The 20302-nt window shown below is 62.1% G+C and carries 14 protein-coding genes; 8 read left to right on the top strand and 6 right to left on the bottom strand.

Annotated elements, in window-relative coordinates; translation table 11 throughout:
• Positions 1–49: 49 nt before the first annotated feature.
• The 4 genes from BKK79_RS01085 to BKK79_RS01070 all read right to left on the bottom strand — a co-directional run bounded on the left by BKK79_RS01085 (position 50) and on the right by BKK79_RS01070 (position 1635).
• Positions 50–322 (bottom strand): hypothetical protein, encoded by a 273-nt coding sequence (locus BKK79_RS01085; RefSeq protein ID WP_071012938.1) that lies wholly within the window; start codon positions 320–322, stop codon positions 50–52.
• A 56-nt stretch (positions 323–378) separates the two neighbouring features.
• Positions 379–633: a DUF1488 family protein gene (locus tag BKK79_RS01080; RefSeq protein ID WP_071012940.1), complete on the bottom strand. Its 255-nt coding sequence runs from the start codon at positions 631–633 to the stop codon at positions 379–381.
• Between the two features lie 429 nt (positions 634–1062).
• Positions 1063–1272, bottom strand: a complete 210-nt coding sequence (locus BKK79_RS40085; protein WP_157128338.1) for a hypothetical protein — start codon at positions 1270–1272, stop codon at positions 1063–1065.
• A 159-nt stretch (positions 1273–1431) separates the two neighbouring features.
• Positions 1432–1635 carry a hypothetical protein gene (locus BKK79_RS01070; RefSeq protein WP_071012944.1) on the bottom strand — a complete coding sequence of 68 codons (204 nt, stop codon included), beginning with the start codon at positions 1633–1635 and terminating at the stop codon, positions 1432–1434.
• 246 nt (positions 1636–1881) lie between these two features.
• On the opposite strand from BKK79_RS01070, the gene BKK79_RS41040 reads away from it, so the two are divergent.
• From BKK79_RS41040 to BKK79_RS01045, 7 genes are all read left to right on the top strand, one after another.
• Positions 1882–2034 (top strand): hypothetical protein, encoded by a 153-nt coding sequence (locus tag BKK79_RS41040; RefSeq protein ID WP_167366674.1) that lies wholly within the window; start codon positions 1882–1884, stop codon positions 2032–2034.
• Positions 2035–2046: 12 nt separating this feature from the next.
• Positions 2047–2259, top strand: coding sequence for a GDCCVxC domain-containing (seleno)protein (locus tag BKK79_RS41385; protein ID WP_071036878.1), 213 nt, complete (start codon positions 2047–2049; stop codon positions 2257–2259).
• Between the two features lie 217 nt (positions 2260–2476).
• Positions 2477–2770, top strand: coding sequence for a hypothetical protein (locus BKK79_RS40080; protein WP_157128337.1), 294 nt, complete (start codon positions 2477–2479; stop codon positions 2768–2770).
• 759 nt (positions 2771–3529) lie between these two features.
• Positions 3530–3844 carry a hypothetical protein gene (locus tag BKK79_RS01060; RefSeq protein WP_071012947.1) on the top strand — a complete coding sequence of 105 codons (315 nt, stop codon included), beginning with the start codon at positions 3530–3532 and terminating at the stop codon, positions 3842–3844.
• A 427-nt stretch (positions 3845–4271) separates the two neighbouring features.
• The gene (locus BKK79_RS01055) at positions 4272–7229 is read left to right on the top strand and encodes a CheR family methyltransferase (RefSeq protein ID WP_071038378.1); all 2958 of its coding nucleotides are present in this window, start codon (positions 4272–4274) and stop codon (positions 7227–7229) included.
• Positions 7230–7685: 456 nt separating this feature from the next.
• Positions 7686–8054, top strand: a complete 369-nt coding sequence (locus tag BKK79_RS01050; RefSeq protein WP_071036877.1) for a hypothetical protein — start codon at positions 7686–7688, stop codon at positions 8052–8054.
• A gap of 18 nt (positions 8055–8072) precedes the next feature.
• Positions 8073–8759: an SOS response-associated peptidase gene (locus BKK79_RS01045; protein WP_071036876.1), complete on the top strand. Its 687-nt coding sequence runs from the start codon at positions 8073–8075 to the stop codon at positions 8757–8759.
• Positions 8760–8908: 149 nt separating this feature from the next.
• On the opposite strand, the gene BKK79_RS40075 is transcribed toward BKK79_RS01045, so the two are convergent.
• Positions 8909–10918, bottom strand: coding sequence for a hypothetical protein (locus tag BKK79_RS40075; RefSeq protein WP_157128336.1), 2010 nt, complete (start codon positions 10916–10918; stop codon positions 8909–8911).
• Between the two features lie 720 nt (positions 10919–11638).
• On the opposite strand from BKK79_RS40075, the gene BKK79_RS40070 reads away from it, so the two are divergent.
• On the top strand, positions 11639–11800 hold the full coding sequence (locus tag BKK79_RS40070) for a hypothetical protein (RefSeq protein WP_157128335.1): 162 nt from the start codon (positions 11639–11641) through the stop codon (positions 11798–11800).
• Between the two features lie 181 nt (positions 11801–11981).
• On the opposite strand, the gene BKK79_RS01040 is transcribed toward BKK79_RS40070, so the two are convergent.
• Positions 11982–20300, bottom strand: coding sequence for a PLxRFG domain-containing protein (locus tag BKK79_RS01040; RefSeq protein WP_084084381.1), 8319 nt, complete (start codon positions 20298–20300; stop codon positions 11982–11984).
• Between the last annotated feature and the right edge of the window lie 2 nt (positions 20301–20302).

Below are 20302 nucleotides of genomic sequence, written 5' to 3'. Positions count from 1 at the left end.
CGCGCAGCCAGCAGCTTTGGCTTGGCCTGGCGACCCTGCGTCGCCCACCTCAATCCTCAGTCGCTGCCGCCGGCGGGTCCGTCACGACGTGATAGGCATCCGCAGCCGTCTCGACGATCCCCGTCATCACGCACAGCAGGTCTTCATCGACCGCACCGTCAGCGCGGACACCGGTCGCGGTCGCGGCCCCGGCACCGGGCGGGTCGAAGGCAAAGACCACCACCGAGGCCAGGTCGGGACACTCCCGCAGGCGGGCGTTCAGCTCGTCCAGGTACTGCTGCCTGGTCAGCGGCGTGCGCAGGTCCATCGGGGGGAAGCTCATGAGGAAGCTCAGGCGAGCTTATGGGGAAGCTTGTGCGGAACCGCCAGAAGGAAAACTCAGAAGTCCCAGCTATTGAGCGCCACATCGCCGGACGCATCCGCCGCCCACTTCTGCCTGGCGGCCTCCAGGATGCGGTCGCGATGGGCGTGGAAAACGTCGATCGGCCGGCCGATCTGTCCCTGCGTCAGGGCGTCCAGGGCCGAACGCGAGACGAAGCCTCGTCCGGCAGCAGCGCCTGCGCGGATAGCAAAAATGACCTGCTCGCCGTCTTCGGACAAGCTGGCGGTGTGGATGTCGAATACGGCCGACATAGGCGTCTCCGGTTGGGTGAGCGATGCATGCTAGCACGAAGCCGGATTCCACCCTGCCCCACGTCGGCATGGAATCAGGTGCCTTGCGATCCACGCCCCGTCGCCACGCCAGCGCATACGCCCCCGAAGCTCAGGGCAGTTCCAGTCCTCCTCCGGCCTGCGGCCTCGCTCAGCTTCGGCGGCCGAAGAACTGAAGCACAAGGGAAGCACAAGGGAAGCACACCTGCAAGACGGGCTTCCGTCCGCCCGCTGCGATGGGGTATCGAATGAGAGCCACTGTACTGCCGTGACCGCCGGGCGGCTTTTCGCCGCTCGGGAGCCACGGAAGCATGAAGACACACCTCGAACCGACCTTTCAAGGGCGCGCCTGCCTTGCCCGACGCGCCCATCGAGGTGGCACGCGCCAAGTGGATGATGCGCAAGGTCAGCTCAGTAGCGATCGCGCTGATGCTGGTCGTCGCGATCACGATCGTGATCGTCGCCGTACCCGCGATGCTCACCTCGATCACCTCGATCACCTCGATCGCGATCCCGCTCGCGGTAGGCGGGATCGCCACCATGTTCGTCACCATATGGCGCAACGACGCAGCCGCTCATCAGCACCGTGGAGGCAGCCAGCAACACAAGAATGAACCGCATGGATCCCTCCCTCTTCGCCATGATCTTTTTCTAGCCTATGCACGGAGTTGCCGGCTAGCTGTAAGCAATCGTTTCCGACCGCTTCCGACCAAGCGGGTTGTCCGTCAACGCCCCACCGCGCGTCAATGGCGGCGGACGAGCGCGACCGATGCCGGCCGGTCAGCAGTTCCCCTTCTTGGCCTGGCCCGGCGGGCAGAACGACTCATTGCCGTACGGGTCGACCCGGCAATTGCCCTTCTTCGCCTGGCCGGGCGGGCACCCCGGGCCAGGGCCGCCACCGCGGTAGCCGTCGTCGTAGGGTGCAACAACGCAGCCGCCAAGCAGCGCGCTGCAGGTGATCAGCAAAGCCAGTCCCTTGCGCATCGATCTCTCCTGTCGTGGGGATTTTGTGCGGCCAAGCATATCCGGACCGGTTCCGAGAATCTGTAATGAATGGTGAACGCGACGCCAGCGGTGCTCCGCATCGATCTGAAGCATCGATCCTGACGCATCGCACAGACAGTGCTCTTGCATACCGAGAGGCACCCGCCCTGTTCAGCATCGTTCAAGCGCGGCATCGTTCAAGCGCCGGCATACAGTACGATACCGCGAAACAACTCAGGGAAAATCATGCGTTACGTCAAGGCAATTGCCATCCTGCTCGTCTGCATCCTGCTGGCCGGACTGCTCTCCCGGCAGTGGCCCCACCTGAGCCCGATCCTGGTGATGGTCGGCGTGGCAGCCGGATTCGCCCTGGCGGCCCGCGAAGTCAGGCGCGAGTGAAGCGAGACAGCCATGAGCCACGTCATTCTCGAGTCGCTACTGACCTGCCCGCACTGCGGCTTTTCCCGGCGCGAGACCATGCCGACGGACGCCTGCCAGTTCTTCTACCAGTGCCAGGGCTGTGGCGTCGTGCTACAGCCAGAGCGAGGGGACTGCTGCGTCTTCTGCTCATTCGGGACGGTGAAATGCCCGCCCGTCCAGCAGCAGCGCGAATGCTGCAGATAACGAAGTTGGCGCAGCAATAACCCACGCCAACGGTCAGCGAGTTGGAGGGACGCCCCGTTTATAGGCTTAGCGAAAAAATCTCGCCACGCTATGCCGAGATCACCTCCGCTCCAGGTCCCGGTATGGGTTTCCAACCGGACAAGCCCGCAAGAAAGGAGACAGTTTTCTCGCGTACCGAATCGGTCCCAGGTGCAGGAATCCAGGAAAGGAGACTCGCATGAACAATAGATTGACAATCGGCATAGTGGCCGCAGCCTTGATGACCTGTCTCGCCCTGACCGCGCATGCACGCGGCGGAGGCATGGGCGGCGGCATGGGTAGTGGCGAAAGAATGGGCGGGGAGCCAGGTGGACAATCCAGTAGCCACATGAGCAACACGGGCCAGCGCAATACGAACGGTCAGGAATCCCTGGATCGTGACAAAGGCAAAGCACGCGCGGAAGACCGATCGGGATCGCATCATGCGAACCAATCCGGCAATCGTCATCCCCAGCGCAACAAGAAGCACTAGGTGGCGTTCGCTCTCGCATGCAGAGGGGGGAACAAAGAACAGCCATCCCGCCACGTACGGTCGTGCCTTCGCCCCGACTTGCCGATCGCGCACCTTGCGCAGGGGCCATCCGCCAATCATGCGATCGCCCCCTTTCCACAACACGACGTTACACAACGCCGAAACAGCTTGAGCACAATCCGGCGAGGAATGAGGACACGGCCGGCCCTATCCTGCAAGGGCAGCGTTCCGCCGCGTGCTTCGAATACGGAATTCCCCGCCAGCCAGCCTCCCTCCATGGCCGGCGTCCTTTTGCCTTCATTCTGTCTGCCGTCACTCGCCACGGCTGCCCCAGGACCGGCTCGATCGACAGGGGGGGCACCACGACACACTTTCGCCACAACTTTCCGCGCAGGCGCCGCTAGACTGCACTCGTCAACGCTTGCGCTCTTGCGCGGGGCTGGTCGCCCGACAGCCGGCCAGCCCTCTTTTTTCCCATACCCGAGACGTCACCACGCAGGGGGGATCCTCCAGAATACCTGCAGCGCGGCCAACTCGACGTCCATCAGTTGTCACACCGGACAGGGGTTGACGTGCCAGCCGGGCACAGCCATAAGCGCGGTGATCCCCTCGATGCTTGGGCCTCCCAACGCACTCTTCCGCCTCGACCGGCAGCCTCGCAATCGGCAGCACCCCGCGCAGCACCTATGTGGTACCTCCCCTCTCCTGTGAAACAATCGAGAACTCTCAACTTCACAAGAGCCGATCACCGGGGAATTCATGGACAACTCACAACTTCAAGTCCTGCGGGAAACCCTCGAGCACCTGCTCGACAGGGTCAACGAACTGGAGCAGCAGAACAAAGCCTGGCGCACGGCGTTCAATCTGCTTCTGGCACGGTCCGATCTGGCCGAGCTATCGATTCACGACCTGTTCGAAACTCATGAGCACCGCGATCAACTCGCTGCCAGGGCCAGGCAGAACGCCACGGACCTGCTCGACACGCGCGCCGAGCAGCCGAATCCGGAATACGAGCAATACCTGACGCTATCGCTGGCAGGGCTGCTCGAAGCCGCGGGAGAGCCGCCGCGCTGAGCGGAAATCCACGCACCTCACTCATATAGACGATCCCGGTCGAGATCGGGCAGGCCACGACGATCTCGCCTGATCTCACCGCCTCGGCACAATCCATCTCCGTGGCATCCCCATAGCCAATTCCCCCCTCCCCTTGAAGAGAAGCGTATCGAATTGGTACGCTGATTTTTTGTGGAGCCTACGCTTCCCGGAGATTTCGCTGCACGACGGGAAGCGACCTTCCGCCCCCCAATCGCCATTCCATCTTCGCCCCAGAACCTGAGGGCGGCAGATATGGAACTAAACAGCGAAGCGGCTCGCCAAACTCATGCAGGCCGTCTTGGCAATCCTCTGCCTAGACGATCGAGAAGGATATAGCCGCCCGAGTCGTGCAGACTTCCGCACATATTCTGCCGGCGCCCGATCCGCACCCATGTTGGGGGCCATCATGACTGACTTGCCGACGAGCCGTCCGACGGCCGCTATCGCGCCGAGAATTGTAGCAATAGGGGCATCTGCCGGAGGTATCACGGCTCTGCAGAAATTGTGCGAAACGCTACCGCTCGATATCCCCTTTGCAATCGTCGTGCTGCAGCATCTACCCCCGGCGAATTCCAGCATGCTGCCCACGCTGATCTCCCGCTGGACAGCAATACCGGTCCGTATCGCTACCGATGGATCCCGGCCAGACATCAATTGCATCTACATTCCGTCGCCAGAACACATTCTGACGTTGGAGCACGGAGTCTTTCGAACAAGAGCTGCCGATGGGGGCGGCCGCCGACCAGGCATCGATTCCATCGACGCCTTTCTCGAAAGCGTGGCGCGATGCCCCGGGCCATTCCCGATCGCCGTGATTCTTTCTGGCACCGGCATGGACGGAACGGCGGGAGCCGTGCGCATTCGGCAAGCTGATGGGGTCGTGATTGTCCAAGACCCGCTTACAGCCCTGCACGATAGCATGCCAAACGCCGTCATACAGCGGGGTATCCACGACCACATTCTCCCGGTCAGCGCCATCGCACAGCAGATATTGATGTGCATCGAGCCGGAATACAAGCGACCGTCCACATCGATCGACTGGCCGAACGACGTCAGTAAAACCCTGGACCGAATCATCTGCTCAATCCGGAGACAATCTGGTTTCGACCTCAGCGGCTACAAACCTTCACCTTTGTTCTGGCGCATCCAACAGCGCATGGATGCCCGGCGGGTATGGACTTTCGCAGATTATTCATCTCTCATCGAAGATGATCCGATCGAGCTTGAAACGCTCAGCCGATCGCTTCCGATTCATGTGACCGAATTTTTCCGCGATCATGATGCATGGATAGTACTAAAAAGAGATGTCCTTCCGGATCTCTTCCATGCCGCTAAGAAATTCCAGCCGATACGCGCATGGAGCGCTGCGTGCTCGACAGGTGAAGAGGCCTACTCCATTGCGATGCTTCTCGATGAGGTGTCGCAGGAGAGCAATGGCCAGGCAGACTATACGGTGTTTGCCACGGACGTCGCACCGGAGATTCTGGCACGCGCCGGTCGCGGGCTGTTTCACGAGAGTTCCCTTGCCGGCGTGTCCCTTGCGCGTCGCGCCGCCTATTTCTACGCGGTGGACCAACAGTTCCGCATCAAGCGACCATTACGTGAGCGAATGGTTTTTGCTCCGCACAACCTCATCCTGGATCCGCCTTTTGGTGGCGTCGATTTCGTGACATGCCGGAACCTATTGATCTATTTGGAGCGGGAAAAGGTTGACCATGTGCTTGCCGCCCTGTTTTCTTCCCTCAGGATCGGCGGCTATCTCTTTCTTGGAAAAGGTGAATCATATCACCTGAATAATCTAGGATTCGAGGTCATCTCCCCCAAATGGAATATCTTCCGCAAAACCTCATTGCATTTCGGAACGAGTATAGCAAGACTTCCCACCAGACCGACCCCGACCACTGCAAACCTTGCCGCAGGCGAACAACGGATTGCACTAGAGCAAGCTGGCCTCCCGTCAGCACTAATCGATGAAGCAGGATCCATTCTGAGGCTCTACGGGAATACAGCTGGCATCCTGAGCCTTCCTGCCGGTGAGCCCACGCACAATATCTTCCAACTTGTCTCCAGGAACTCAAGCCTGAGATTAAAAATCGCGGTGCAGCAGGCTTTCTCTGATCATGAGCCCATGAACCTGATCGACCTTGACCGCCGACCACAAGATCCAGCCTCAGTTGGTGTGCGCTTGACGCCACTGCAAAATCCAGCTGGAGCGTGGAATAGGATGTTCATTACATTCCTTCCCGAGGAAGGAATTCTCGACAAGCCGCAAGCACCTGACGCGCCCTCCGGCGAGCCCGATGGGCAATACTACCCTGAGGCTTCCGAGCGGTGGCGCGATGATGACGCACGGATAACCCGCGAGGAATTGGAGGCATCCCGGGAGGAATTGCAAGCATTAAACGAAGAGTTGAGAGCATCCAATTCACAACTCAACGCCAGCAACGAGGAGCTCAACGAGTCGAACTACCAGTTGCGCGAAAAAATCGACCAGTTAAACATGCAGAACCGCGTGCTTTTTTCCGGGGAAGTCATGACTCTTTTCCTGGACGGTGACCTGAGGATACGCTGGTTCACACCCGCCATGCAATCCGTTTTTAAATTGGCACACGCAGATATCGGTCGAAAAATCTCCGATCTCGTGTCAATATTTGACGATCCGGCCTTCTACCCCGACATCCAAGACGTGCTCCATGCCACGGAGTCGCGAGAAATCGTTGTTGCAAGCCGCGACCCGAAAAAATATTTCTCCAGACGAATTCACCCCTACCAATCCGTCCCAGGAAGAATTACTGGTGTCGCCGTGACATTCTCCGACGTCACAGATCGAACGATCATCGAACTCAAGTTGCGACAACGCGAGATATGGCTCAATGCACAGATGTCAGCTTTCGAGCTCGCGATGACCAATGCGCCAATCGAGCATTCCCTTGGACTGCTAATCAGCGCGCTGGCAGATGGAACCGAAGATGATCGGCGATGCGCCTTTTACATCGCACAGGGAGATGGCTTGAGACATGTGGTTGGCATGCCCGACGAATACGCGAAGTGCGTGAATGGATTCCTGATTGCCGAGGAATCGCTCGCATGCGGGCTGGCAGTTGCGACGGGGAAGCCGGTGATTACACGAGACATCATGATCGAGCCACGCTGGAAACCATGGATCTGGCTGGCAAAGAGATTCGGGTATCGAGGCTGCTGGTCTTTCCCCGTTATGGAAACCGGTGGGACCCCACTCGGCTCGCTCGCCATGTACTTTGCGGAGCCCCGCGAGCCGACGCCGATCGACCTCGAACTCGCGTCGTTATTCACGAAGACTGCGGCAATCATCATTGCCAGACATCAGCAAACAAGACTTCAATGACGTAGTGCCTTGGTGTCGACAGGTGCGCGGCCATCACAGCATCGGCTGCGGTGGGCGTTCTCAGGAAAATCCCCGGGACAAGCGCTTCGATTATTGCGCGTAAAAGTACCCATTTGCTAGGTGCTGGAAGGGTATGCCCGCCCCGGTGGTCTCGCTGCGCAGGAGATTGCGGAAATTTATTGGGGGGAGACGAGAAGAGCCTTATAAGGCAGTTGGTGCGAGGGAGGGGCACCAATCTTCCTTAAAAATCAGTATCTTAGTTGGCTTGTGGGGCGTATGTGCGTCATTCCGGCAAGGGAGTCGAGAATCGGCACCCGAAACCACTTCCCCACGCGCAGTAGGATACCGCCAATCAACACGGGGCACCATGCGCCCCCCTTGGCGCCCCAGAAAGCAGGCGCCAGTGAGGTACCGCCGCTATACTGTATATCCATACAGTATTCGAATCGCCGTCCCATGTCTGAGCCATCCGCGCCTCCCCCGCCAAGCGACTCCGACGGCTACCGCTATTACGTGCTGGATGAGGCTGGCCGGCCCGTGCGCGTCGAAGATCTCACCGTGCACATCAAATGGGTCAGCGGCCCAGGGAAGGCCTTCCGGCTGGAAGACAAGATCCCCGAGCACAACGTCACGGTATGCACCTACTTCCCGGGGAATCCGTCGCCCATGCAACCCGGGCCACCACAGTTCTGGACCTGCATTCAGCAAGGCACCGACCTGAGGATTTTCTGCTCGCCCACCTGGGAAGAGGCCCAGGACAAGCACCGGCGCGTGCTGGAAAAGGCGCGGCGCGTGCTACCGTACCGGAAGATGCGACCAGAGTAGTCCTATCGGGAGACCCTGATGTGCACGAACTGCGCCCCAGTGCAGGCCCAGCTGCTGCGCGACGTCTTCGGCGTCGAGCCGCCGGCGTCGGTCTGGAAGCCGGAAACCTACCGCGACTACCTGGCGCCGATCGTGCGCGCTGACCAGGCCGGCCGCCGCGACTGCGTGCTGTCCGGCTTCGGCATGATCCCCCGAGCCGAGATCAAGCGGCGCAATGCCGAGCAGGAAGAGCGCACCGGCGCGCCGCCGAAGCTCAAGGATTACGACACCATGAACGCCCGGGCCGAGACGGTCGGCTCGAGGGCGTCTTTCTCAGGCCCCTGGAAGAAAGGCCAGGTCTGCTTGGTGCCGATGACCGCCTTCTACGAACCGAACTACGAGCACGGGCCCAAGTCGGTGCGGTACCGGATTTGGATGAAGGACGAGCCCGCATTCGGCGTGGCCGGACTTTGGAGGGATTGGCCGGATGGGGCCTTAACGTTCACCATGCTGACGGTCAATGCCGACCACCATGCGGTGATGAAGTGCATGCACGCGCCGGAGAAGGAAAAGCGCGGCATCGTGATCGTGCCGCGCGGACAGTGGGATGACTGGCTGATGTGTCGGGATCCGGAGGTGGCGCGGTCATTCCTCACGTTGCGAGCTGCTGAACTGATGGATGCCGCGCCGGCGCCGAATTCAGTCAAAGAAGGTACGAGCGCCTGAGGGCAACAGCCTCATCCGCCTATGGCCCTCTTTTTCCGCCACCCCGACGTCAGAAAGCGTCGCCCAGCACCCTCGTACATATAGTTGACTGGGGAGCGACGGTATGCTGGAGGTATTAGCTGTACGACGACCGCATATGACGTTAGCTGTCACGGGGCACTCAACGCGACTTTCCAATCGGTGCCGACAACATTACTGGAACCTGTAGTCGCTCTGCGGTACATCCATGGGGTTCCCGATGCTGCACCCGTTACAAAGAAAATGTCGTCGGTTGCAAAAGCTCCAGTCGTAGGAATGGTTGCCCCGTACAGCACCCGGCGAGCATTTTGCCCAACATTCTTCCCTGATGTATCAGAAAGCGTCGTATTCCAAGAGCCAGGAATTGGGAGATAGGTGTGCGATCCACACATATTCACCTCGCCAGCGGTGGCTAGAGCTGTCTTCGCACCCGACGTACTACCCACAATGCCAATCTCGCATGACTCTAACGTCAGCGCCTTAGAGCTTGTAGCACTCGCCAAATAGACTCCCGTTACCGTAATCGGTCCAGCAACCGCTGCCTTGAATTTCAACCGCCCCGCGACGGCGGTCGATACGATGCCGTAGGTCGTCGTGTGATTGCTAGCCTCAGCACCTCCGATTGCCACTTCGACTTCATCGCGGCCAATCACGTTCCATGTGGGAGCTTGCACATACCATGGATTGCAAATGGTCTCAGAGCCATAGTTGACGGGAGTAGCACGCAACTTCCCCTGCGCACTGCCAGACAGAAAATTCAGTGTCTCTGGCGGAATTATTATCCCCCTTGTCGCGACCGGCCCCAATTTTAGCTTGACATCAATGTCATAGTCGCGGAACTCAAACTGCGAAATGCTTCCGAAAGGCAGCGATGAGGCGGGTGTAAGTTGCGCAACGATTTTCGAAACCGTGCAATTTCTTACGCGAAGGCGTCGAACACTACATGCCACTCCATACATTAATAGAGGCGTATCATCAACCGCCTGATACGCTCGCAAGAAAACATCACTTAGCTCGTGATTTTGGCCAAACGTCGCACCTCCAGAGAGGCCTGCGCTAATGTCCCCGCGCGCTCCAACGATAATAGGCACCGTGGCTGGGCTCTTAGCTCCAGCATCGAGGTTGATAGCACTGATACGCCATCCATCCGCGAAACAGCCTACCTGTACAGACGGTGCAACAACGTTACCAGCGGCGGCAGCCGAGACAACACCATCAATTCTTCGGATTATGACGTCCGTAGATATTTCATGCCCGGGGAAATTGCGGTTTTCAACAATATCCAAAGACGCGCCAGCGCGAACTTGTTCATTGTAGCTCTGCCCGCCTGTAATCCAAGCAGGATCATCCACACCTGCAAGATCGACCATCTCGATCGAGTCGTAGACGTGACTAAGACTTGCAAAGAGCTTATGGCGCTGCTTGATTTCTAAGGCTCGGCCTCCGTTGGATACAATGAGATCCCCGCCCCTCATCCCATGACATTGGTAGACAAATAGCCCATACGCATAGAAATCCGCGATTGAAATACGACTGTACTTTGGCCATGCGCAATGGCGGAACTCGACGCCATTCCCATTACTATTCTGTACATCCGCATTCACTTCGCATTTATCAGCGAAATAGAACATGAGTTGAGTCGGCCGGCGCACCCCATCAAAACTCCTCACCTTTAGCCCGGTTACCTTCACGCCAACACAGGAACTGGCTGTCTCGTATGCTTGACTGAGGAACTGATTAGACCAAGGCGATCCGGACAAAGTTCTATCTACCGTAGCTCCGTGAACAATTAAACTATACTGCGGCCCTGCTCGCACGAGGAGATACCCGCCCTCAAATTGCACCTCTACTCTATTCTTATTGGAAAGATACAAGGTTTTATTCGACACAGGAGATCCGATCACGCGCAGCTTAGACCCATCGACCGCCGCATCAAACATTTTCTGTATCGCAACAGAATCTAGCTCATCAGAGAGTGCCACTGCAGAAGGAAAATCTGATTGTGCGGCAACCAGGGAGTCATACAGCGTGGAAAGCGGATGACTATTTCCATCGCAAATTGCACCATAGTCGTTTGCACTAACAGAAGCAGCATTCATCGTGAGGGCCTCAGTTTTTTGAGAGATACCATAAAAATCCATTTAATCGATCTACGCTTAGCGTTGAGCAAAATCAGCACGATACCCACAAGCGCCGATAGCGCACCGCACATTGCCTATTCTAAGTCGCCTATAGAGGCAATCAACTATTTACTATAATCCTGCTTGCGTGGGGATTATAAATTTCATGGTGACGAGATGCTTCCGCGTGCCGCCATCGACCTTGCTAGACGTTGTACTAATGGGTGAGAAAGGCAACTTCCACCCCCCAGATGTCTCCTGCATCCGTCGATGCTGCGCAGCGGGGCTTCCTGCGCGTCGGCCGGATCCCCGCCAGTGCGACCCGCCGCCCAGCCGCACCCCCAGTACCTCAGCCACCGGCGCTCGACCGCTCCTCCACCGTATTCCGGTGCTGAGCAGCACAGTCGCCCCCCTGCACATCTCAAAGGAAGCTGTTCTTCATACCCCTTAGATCCGCCCTATACCAGCCTTCAAATTTCTGATCCCCACATTAGTATGGACACCCCATTAAGTGGGGAAAGCATTCTTTTGCACTACAGCATAATCCCCGTCAGCAACGAATTTGACCCCGTTGCGACTTCCCCAAGGGCATAGGTACTCCCCGCGCCTATGCCCTATTTTTCTCCCCCGTCTCCGCTTGCATTTACTTGCAAAAACAGTGGGAGAAAAATGGCACAATTCCTCGAAATCTAAATCAACCGTGTCGCACAAGATGCACGGACAATAAATTGAGGAAGAAACATGTCCTACGTGAAGGCGGCAGCGATCCTGCTCGTCAGTTTCATCATCAGCCTCGTGCTCGGCGACAGATTCCCCGGGCACGCCGATCCGCTCGTGCTGGCCGGCTTGGTCATTGGCATCGGGATAAGCGCCCGCGTCATTCTCCGCAAGTCCACCGCCTGACGGGTGCCATTCCCGCATCGCATCCCTCCTATGCAAGGGGCTGACCGGGGATTCCAGTGGGATGCCCCTCCGAGCCCCCAGTACATCAATCACCGTCGCAGGGGCGACAGCTAGTGGCAACTGAACCCATCCGCATTACGAGATTTCGACTCGATCTCAGGCCTGGACCAGCAGCAATAAGCTAGTCATCTTCTGGCGTAGCAAGCTCCCCTGCTAGCCTGCTCCTCATCCCCTTCGGCGCCCCCTTCAGCATCCGATCAGCGCTCGGCGTCGCCATCTGCTTCACCTGGTTGACCAGTGCCCGGTTCGTCACGATGATCGGGGACTCGGGGTTCTTCTCGTTCCAGTCCTGCAGCCAGGCTACCGCCCTCTCCTGCATGCCCTTGTCGCCCTCGGCCAGGCCGCGCGACCACAGATCCATGATGTTGCTCTGGATCTTCTTCACCAGTGCGATGTCCTGGCGCGCCGGCATCCGGCGACGGGTGTCCTCGGCGACCTTTGTCGGCGTGAAGCCGGCGAACTTCACAATGGCATCACCCAGGCCAACATCGGTGACCTTGCGGCCCTTGTAGTCGACTGCCTTGTCCGTCATCGCCATCTCCAGGCCGGCTGCCATATTGTTGACCGCCTTCGGCATCAGCGCCATGACGGCGCGGCCGGGCTGCTTGGCCTGCCAGGCGTCGTAGGCGTCCATCGCCGAAGAAACCAGCGCGCCGGCCGGGCCGACAACGTCGGTCACCTCGCGGGTGCGATCCGCGCTCTCGGCAGGCTTCAAGAGGCCGGTACCTGGGATCAGGTTCCCCAGCCCGAGGCGGCCTGAGAAATCCAGCGGCAGCATCGACGAGACGCCATAGAGCGCAAAGTCTCCGGCCGTCTTGCCAAGAACCTCGTGCGCCCACTTCCGCTTGTCGCGCAGCAGGTTGGTGTCGTAGCCCATGGCCTGGCCGATCGTGTCGACCAGGTCGGTGATGTCCTGCGAGAACGGCAGGCCCTCGGCGCCGGCGGACAGCACCAGCACGGCCATCATCATCAGCGCCGCCTTCTTGCCTTCCGGGCCGGCGCGCCACATGCGGCGAACCAGCTCCACGTACATGATGCTGTACTGCTTGAAGGTCATCAGCAACCGACCAACCGTACCGCGCGCCCAGTTCGGGCGGTTCACCTTGTTGAAAATGCCCTGGGTCTCGTTGACGGCGCGGACGGCGAAGGCGTAGGGATCGGCATGGCGAGTCGACTTCGCCAGATCCCAGGCGGCCACGAACGTCAACTTGCGGTTGAAGGATTCGGCCGCGGCGAACATCATGCCCCACAGGGTGAAGAACCCCTCCATGCGCGCGCGGGCGCTCTCTGTGCTCGACTGGAGACCCGCCCCGACCTTCGGGATTTGCGCCAGCTTCTTGGCGATCGAGGCCGAGACGGTCTGTGCCCCCTGCGAGTAGAGGTGGAAGATCTCCTGACCCTCGACGATGCCCTCCTGGCTGCCGCGCTTCAGGGCCGCGCGCAGTTCCGGATCGGAGATCTGCTTCTTGCCCAGGGCAAACGGCAGAGCCCTGGCCATCGCGGCTGCCGTCTTCGTCGCACCCCACTGCGACAGGTAGGGGGCGGTCATCATGAACGGCTGCGTCAGGTTGACCACCGCTGATGCCACGGAACCGCCCAGGAAGTAGGCGAACATCAGCGAACTCGCGCCGGCGCCGGCGTCGTTCGCGTCCATCATGAAGTTGCGCAGCTTGATCGCCTCGTCCTTGACGTCGCCCTTTGACTTCGGGATCTGGCGGATTGAGCGCATCAGGTCGCGCACATAGTAGCGCTGTGCGGCGTGCCGGCCGTTCGACGTGATGAAGTTCGCCAGCACGCGCGGCAGATCGGTGCTGTAGCCCTCGATGGCGCGCCGGGTCAGCCTGCGCTTGAGCGCGGAGCGCTCCGCCAGCGCATGCTGGTAGAACCTCTTGGTCGCCTCGTCGTGGCCGACGACGTCACCGAAAAGGGAGATCGTCTCCGGCGAGATCCCGCTGAACAGCTCATGGCCCTTCTGGTCCTTCTTGCCGCGCGTCACGCGCACGTCGCCGCGATCGGCGTAGCGCGCGCGGAGCTGGTCGGCAGCGTGGATCGCCTCCGCCTCGGTCTCGAAGACGCCGAAGTACAGCGTCAGCGGCTCGTCATTCTCGTCCCGGAGGACTTCGCCGTTCGGCCCAACCTCGTTGGCATAGACCGTGTACTTGCCGAAGCGCATCATCGGCGCGTAGCCGGCAGCCTTCATCATGCCAGCCTTGTCGAAGATCTCGCTGACCTTATCGTAGGTCTCGTGATACGGGCCCAGGGCGGACTGCAGCGCCGCAGCCTTCTCCTCGGCCGACTTCCCGCGCGACGCCGCAGTGGTGGCGCGCTCGAGCATCTTGATCTGCTGCCCCAGGGCGCCCAGCAGCACGCCGCGAGCACCGGCCGGATTCTCGATGATCTCCCTCCGCAGCCCGCGCGGCACGAAGCCCTGCGACATGGCATAGGCCTCTGACGCCGCGACCTCGTCCAATGACGCATCGATGGCCGCCCGCGCTTGCCGGTAGAGGGTGATGCCGCGCTCGCTCAGGCCGAAGTCGGCACGGAGCTGGTCGTCGGACCACACCTTACCCTCGGCGACAGTGCGCCCCGCCGCCGTGCCGGCGAAAATCGCCCGCGTCGCGCCCTCCAGCTCCTTGTCTCGCCGGCGGCCCAGGATGGTCTGGCGCAGCGCGGTACCGAAGGCGTCCACCTTGGGCATGAGAGCGGGCGCCAGCTCGGCCGGGCGCACAGAGGCCATGGAGACCTCATTCTGGAGCGCCATGGCATAGCCGAACACCTCGCCGAAGTGCGGATCCTTCAGCGCCTTGTTGTACTGGGTGCCGACGGTTCGGTCCCACTTCCCGAAGGTATCGACGGATCCCTCCTGCTTGCCCTCGAAAAGGCGGAAGAGGTTCATCTGAGCGCCGTCGCGCACGCGCGAGAAAGCCGCCGCCGGCGCGCCATCCTGCACGCGGCTGACGTGTGTCTCGCCCTTCTTGGTCACACCGAAGACCGAGTCGCGCGCCTGGCGCAGCAGACGGAACGTCTCGGCCTGGCTGAGGCCCTCCAGCCAGTCGGCGACCGCATCCAGGCCGATGCGTCGCAAGCCGGCCTGGATCTCCGCCAGCAGCCGACGCACAGGACCGGCGATCGGCACCGTACCGGCCAGGTCGGCAAGAGCTTCCTCGACCGCCAGAAGCCCGGCATTGCGCATGGCCTCCGCGTTGGGCTGCCCGGCATCCCGATTCATCATGATCGTATCGAGGCCGAACTGCTCATACCATTTGTCAGCAGCCTTGGCGACCTTCGGATTCGCCCGGCGGATCCGCTCCATCATCTCCGCGTAGACGTCGCCTTGCAGGATGGAGCGCAGCCCCTTGTGCCCGTAGACCTCGTGAAAGACCACCTCTTGCGCGCGCCCGGCGCTCGCCAGGTTGTCGGCGATCAGGTAGACCTTGTCGGACTTCGGCAGGAAGAATCCTTCGACGCGGCCATCCTCGTTGTTCGAGCGCAGGTAGTCGGCCAGGCTGGTCGGCAGATCGTCGATCGACTGGACGATGTCCACGCCTCCCTTTGGCCCGTTCTTCCACTTGCTGACGATCGGGGCGAACTGCGCGCGCAGCTCATCTGCCGTTACCTTCCCGTCGCCCGCGCGCGAGAAGAGCGCCGGCTGCTCGGCACCCTGCTCCTTCTGGAACTGCTCAGCCATTGCGATGAACTTGCGTGGCTGCCACTTGACCAGTTGGTCAAGCGTCTTCAGTACCTCCTTCTCGCCCAGCTTCTTTCCGTACTTCACCGCCATAGCGTCGCCATGCTCAGCGAACAGGGCCTTCGCGGCTGCCTTGTCCTCTTTGCGCTGCGCCGCATCGCGCTTGCCCTGCGCCTTGGCCTCAGCTGCCTGTGCAGCCTTGTAGCGATCCAACTCCGCGTTGATGTTCTTCGTGCGGCCCGGGATGTTCAGCTCGCCATGATCGAGTGGCTTAGCGGCGGCCTGGGCGCGCTCCTCGCGCAGTTGCTTCTCGGTTTTCGGCTTCGGGCGCGACAATGCAGGCTTGGCTTCGTCGGCCGGGGCGGCGGACATAGGAAGCAGTCCGCCATACTTCGCCATCTCGGCGCTGGTGCGGGTCTTCCCGTTCTGGAACCATTCGCCGCGCCCGGTCCACTTGTCGGCCCCGGTCTTCTCCCAGAACAGGCCCTTGCCCTCGGCGTGCTCGGACGGGCGCAGGCGCGTGCCTACCGGCTGCTCACGCAGCGCTGCGGCCTCCTCATGTCGGCGGCGTTCGCCGTCCTCCTCGATGGCGCGCCTATCGTGGAGCAGTGCCTCGCCGCGCACGGCTTGCAGATCCGCGCGCGCCTTGTCAGCCACTTCGATCGCCCGCTGCGCGGCGGCGCCATCGCCGGCGTCCAGCGCTGCCTTGCGCCCACGCACCGCAGCATTGAAGCGATTGGTGGCGGCATCAAGCCTACCTTGTAGGGGGTGAGGCTGTCCGGCGACGGCCGACGCTCGCTCCGCGCGGATCTCGGTTTCCGTCTTCGTATTTGCCTTCTGCGCCGGCGCCGCTTTCCCGGCAGCATTCCGCGCAGCCCTCGCCTGCTTCTCCGTCTTGGGCTTCCCCACCTTCGGATTCAGGGGCTGGGTGGTGTCGCCGTCCTTGAGCCACGCCTTGAAGTCGGCCATCGACATGGGCGTGATGGCGCCGGCGCCCTTCCACCCCTGCTCGTAGTTGGCGAGGTAGCCAGCGCGCGCGGAGGCCTGGGATGAGAACCCCAAGAGGATCTTGTGCTCGTCGAACCTGCCGGAGCGCGGATCGACCTGGTCGACCACGAAAACCTTGGTGCTCTCCGGCTTCGGCCCGATGAAGACGTCGACGTGATCACCGTCGGCACCCTCGGTCCGTTTGATGTAGCCATAGTGGTTGGCCATCTCCACCGACCAGGCCTTGCCGTCGGCATCCGTACCGCTGCGCGTCGAGCCGCGCGGGTTCTCGATCGAAATATCGAGGCCGTGCAGCATCGCATGGCCAAGCCGATAATTCCCTGCCTGTTTCTGGGCATCGGTCGGTTCCGGCAGGCCGTTCTGCGGCGAGGTGGCAGCCTCGTGGGCGGCAGCCTCCAGCTTCGCTGCTGCATGCGGCTCCTCGCGCCGCTGGATCTCCGCGTCAAAGCGGTCCCGCTCGGCGGTGGACATCTTGTTCCAGCCGCCGTTCGCGCGGGCCTGCTCCCGCACATAGGCCGCGCGCTCGCGCAGCTGGTCGTCCGTCATGTCGGCCGGCGCGACTGGAGGCGACGCCTCGGCGGAGGCGGTCGCCCGCGGGGCGCCGTCCATCTCTACGATCTGGTTGCCAGCGTGCATCCCGCCGTAGGCGTCGAAGCCAGGGACATCATCCCGGATCTGCCAGACCTCAAGCGGGTAGCGGCCGACTGCCGGCTCCGTGTAGAACCTGCGCCCTTCGCGCACCGACGGCGCGAGACCCCAGCGCCCTTCCGCCTCGTTCCAGGTAACGAGCGTGGCGCGGTCGCCTTTGATGATGACGCGCGCAGGCGCCCCGCCCTGCAGCCCAGCAGCTGACAGATCGGCTACCGGCGCATCGAAGTAGATGGTGCGCGCGGAGCGCTCCTTCTTCCCCGAATCGCCTTCGTGACCTGGCTCAGAACGCGCGGCCTTATCGCGCGTGGTCGTGCCATCCAGGTGGACCTGATAGACCGAGCCCTTGGCCGTCCTGAAGATCAGTGCCTGCTGTCCGTCGGTGGCTCCGTCTGCACCAGGTACAGCATCAGCAGGAGGGGCTCCATCCTCGGCGGCACCGGCTCCTCGTCCATCGCTGCCTTGTACAGGTCCGGCACGTCCATCGGCCGGATCAGTCCCCAGTTCTGCATTCGGCGCAGTGCCTCGTCGATCGAGACTTGCGGCTGGCACAGCAGTTGCGCTGTCATGGGCGGGCTCCTCGTCAAATCCATAGAACCGCGCGAGCGTGGCCACGTCACCGCGGCTCTGCTCGAGCACTGCGAGTTCTCGCACCTCGTCGGGAGTCAGGGCCTGGCCGTCGATCTCACCGTCGACAGGCTTTCCATCTTCCCCAATATGCATAACGGCTTCGCCGTCGCGCTTTGTAGCCAGGCGCTCATACCGTGCCTGGGCGAAGTCCAGAACGGCGCGCTGGTCGTATGCGGGCGGCTGGGCATGCGATGCAGCGACTGGCTCGACAGGCACTTGGGGCTGCGCTGCGGGTGTGGCTTGGGGCGGCGGCGCCACAGAAACCACCGGCCGTTCCGACGGAAGCAATTCAGCAGGATCTATGCCAGCATCCGCCGCCATCTCGCGCACGACCTGCTCCGCGGCCAGGGTGCTGGCGTGCTTCTGGCGTGGCCGGCCGAAAGCGGCGGCCTTGTCCAGTGCTTGCTGGCGGGTGTCATCCGCTGCAGCTGCGCGCTCCTCAGCAAGCGCCTGCTGCTGGATCGCCTCAGCCGGATCATCCTGTGGCGTGCGAAGGTGCGCGACAGCAGCGGGCACCGCCGTCGTCCCGCCCATCATCAGGCCGCCCTGCATGACCGTCTGCGCCAGCGTGTCGCCGGCCTGCTGCAGGTACTCGGCCAGGCCCGCTTCCAGGTTCATGCCGATACCGGGAATCTTGTCGGTCAGGAACTGGCCGAGGGTGGTCAGCTCCTCGCCCGGGATCTCGCGCAGCATGCCCTTCGCCAGGACCGTGGCGATGTCGCGCGCGTCCGCGCCCTTGGCCGCCAGCTTCATAGCCTGGAGCGTCTGGCCGAGCCCGAACTTCTCGCCGATCACCTCGAAGGCGCCGAAGATGCCGGCGCGCGTCGCCGCCTGGGCGCCGTCCAGCCCCTGAGCGCGGCCCTGGCCGTACTCCTGTCCGAACGTCTGCGTGAACATGGCCGCGAGCGGTACAGCCTCCGTGCCGGTGGCCACGCCGGCCAGCAGCGCCGGCAGCTGCTGCGCGATCGAGGACACGGCGCCCTCGAAATTGCGCTGCAGACCGTCTCCACGCTCGCCGATGGCGGCCGTACGCTGCTGGGATGCCTTGACGCCGCCGGCGGCGATGTCGGCGTACTCCCGGCTGCCAGTTGCATCGAACAGAGCCTGGGCGAGCCCAAGGGAACCCGCCTTGTACCCTTCGTAGCCCTTCACCGCGGCACGGATGACGGGATTCGAGAAGACCGGATCCTTGTTGAAGCGCTGCTGGGCGTCGAAGTCGAAGTCGCTCCTCCCGGCCGTGCCCAGTTCGGTGCCGGGCACCTGCCCCGCTGAAGCGCCGTAGCGCGCGAAGGTCTGCGCCGTCTGGTGGTCGGCGCCCTCGCTGGCCAACCGCACTGCGCGCGCCTCCGCTCGGGTGTCGAACTTGGCGGCCGTCTGCCCTTGCGGCGCCCCCTCGAACTGGCCCGCCCGCTCGCGCACCAGTTGCCCGACGACGCCATCGCCCTGCGCCATCTGCTGGCGCTGCGCCGGCGTCGCCGCGTCATAGGCACGGCTCACCTGGTCGCGGAACTCCTGCGTCACCGGCGCCATGGAGGCATTCGGCGCGGCCGGCGCTGGCTGGCCGCTCATGACACCCATCTTGCCCGGCGCCTTGGCCTGGGCCGCGTCAGCCGCCGCCAGGGAGGCGGGATCGACGGCGGCGCCATCCGGCATCGCCTCTCCCTTCCCCGCTGCTTCCAGGATCGACTTCCCGACCGATGCGATCCGGCTCATCAGCCCGGGCTGCTCAGCCTTGGCGCCACCGCCCTCGATCTGTGCGGCGCGAGCCAGGAAGGCTTCCTTCTGGCTTCCGCGCTCTGCTGGCGCCAGATGCGGCGCCACGTAGCGGTCGAAGTAGGCATCGCGCGCCTGCGCCTTCTGGCCGGCATCCAGCTCCGCCCAGGCCGGCTTTGCGATGAAGTCGCGGTACTTGGGTGCCTTGCTCAGGTCGGGCGCTGGCTCGGCCTTGGCGTCGGGCACCACGGCATTGCCCACTCGCGCGAGCACATCGCGCACGTAGGAGGACACCGATTTGCCGTTCCCGTCCCGGCGATCTTCCTTGTACGGCTGGTCGCCGGCGGCGGAGACGTTCCCCTCGCCCGAGAAGTAGCCGGCCGCCAGGCGCCCAGGATCATTGCCGAACCGGTCGGCCATCGTCTTGAGATAGCGGACGCCGACGCGGAAGTTATCCTCCGGATTGTCCACCCGCTCGCTGCCGCGCTTGAAGCGGCCGAACGTGGCGCCCATGACCTGCATGGGGCCGATGGCACCATCGGTGCTGGTACGTGCGTTGGTGCCGCTGCCGGACTCCTGGCCGTAGATTCCCATCACGGTCGGCCGGATCGCATCCGCGCCCTCTTCCGCAATGATCCGGCTCACGGTGTCAGCATCGAGCGGGGTAGTCTTCCCGCCGCGGCCGCCGGGCCGGCTTGGCGCTCCAGGTTGCGGGGTCGAGAAAGAGAGACTGCCGAATTCCTGAAGCGCCATGT

The organism is Cupriavidus sp. USMAA2-4 (assembly GCF_001854305.1).
GTDB classification, from domain to species: Bacteria; Pseudomonadota; Gammaproteobacteria; order Burkholderiales; family Burkholderiaceae; genus Cupriavidus; species Cupriavidus malaysiensis.
This window is presented reverse-complemented; position numbering and strand designations above follow the sequence as displayed.

What these genes read in the sequence shown, in the direction of transcription:
- BKK79_RS40075 (WP_157128336.1), bottom strand. Translation starts at nt 10,918, where the DNA reads ATGGATTTTTATGGTATCTCTCAAAAAACTGAGGCCCTCACGATGAAT.
- BKK79_RS40080 (WP_157128337.1), top strand. Translation starts at nt 2,477, where the DNA reads ATGAACAATAGATTGACAATCGGCATAGTGGCCGCAGCCTTGATGACC.
- BKK79_RS01085 (WP_071012938.1), bottom strand. Translation starts at nt 322, where the DNA reads ATGAGCTTCCCCCCGATGGACCTGCGCACGCCGCTGACCAGGCAGCAG.
- BKK79_RS01045 (WP_071036876.1), top strand. Translation starts at nt 8,073, where the DNA reads ATGTGCACGAACTGCGCCCCAGTGCAGGCCCAGCTGCTGCGCGACGTC.
- BKK79_RS01080 (WP_071012940.1), bottom strand. Translation starts at nt 633, where the DNA reads ATGTCGGCCGTATTCGACATCCACACCGCCAGCTTGTCCGAAGACGGC.
- BKK79_RS01060 (WP_071012947.1), top strand. Translation starts at nt 3,530, where the DNA reads ATGGACAACTCACAACTTCAAGTCCTGCGGGAAACCCTCGAGCACCTG.
- BKK79_RS01055 (WP_071038378.1), top strand. Translation starts at nt 4,272, where the DNA reads ATGACTGACTTGCCGACGAGCCGTCCGACGGCCGCTATCGCGCCGAGA.
- BKK79_RS01070 (WP_071012944.1), bottom strand. Translation starts at nt 1,635, where the DNA reads ATGCGCAAGGGACTGGCTTTGCTGATCACCTGCAGCGCGCTGCTTGGC.
- BKK79_RS41385 (WP_071036878.1), top strand. Translation starts at nt 2,047, where the DNA reads ATGAGCCACGTCATTCTCGAGTCGCTACTGACCTGCCCGCACTGCGGC.
- BKK79_RS41040 (WP_167366674.1), top strand. Translation starts at nt 1,882, where the DNA reads ATGCGTTACGTCAAGGCAATTGCCATCCTGCTCGTCTGCATCCTGCTG.
- BKK79_RS40070 (WP_157128335.1), top strand. Translation starts at nt 11,639, where the DNA reads ATGTCCTACGTGAAGGCGGCAGCGATCCTGCTCGTCAGTTTCATCATC.
- BKK79_RS01040 (WP_084084381.1), bottom strand. Translation starts at nt 20,300, where the DNA reads ATGGCGCTTCAGGAATTCGGCAGTCTCTCTTTCTCGACCCCGCAACCT.
- BKK79_RS40085 (WP_157128338.1), bottom strand. Translation starts at nt 1,272, where the DNA reads ATGCGGTTCATTCTTGTGTTGCTGGCTGCCTCCACGGTGCTGATGAGC.
- BKK79_RS01050 (WP_071036877.1), top strand. Translation starts at nt 7,686, where the DNA reads ATGTCTGAGCCATCCGCGCCTCCCCCGCCAAGCGACTCCGACGGCTAC.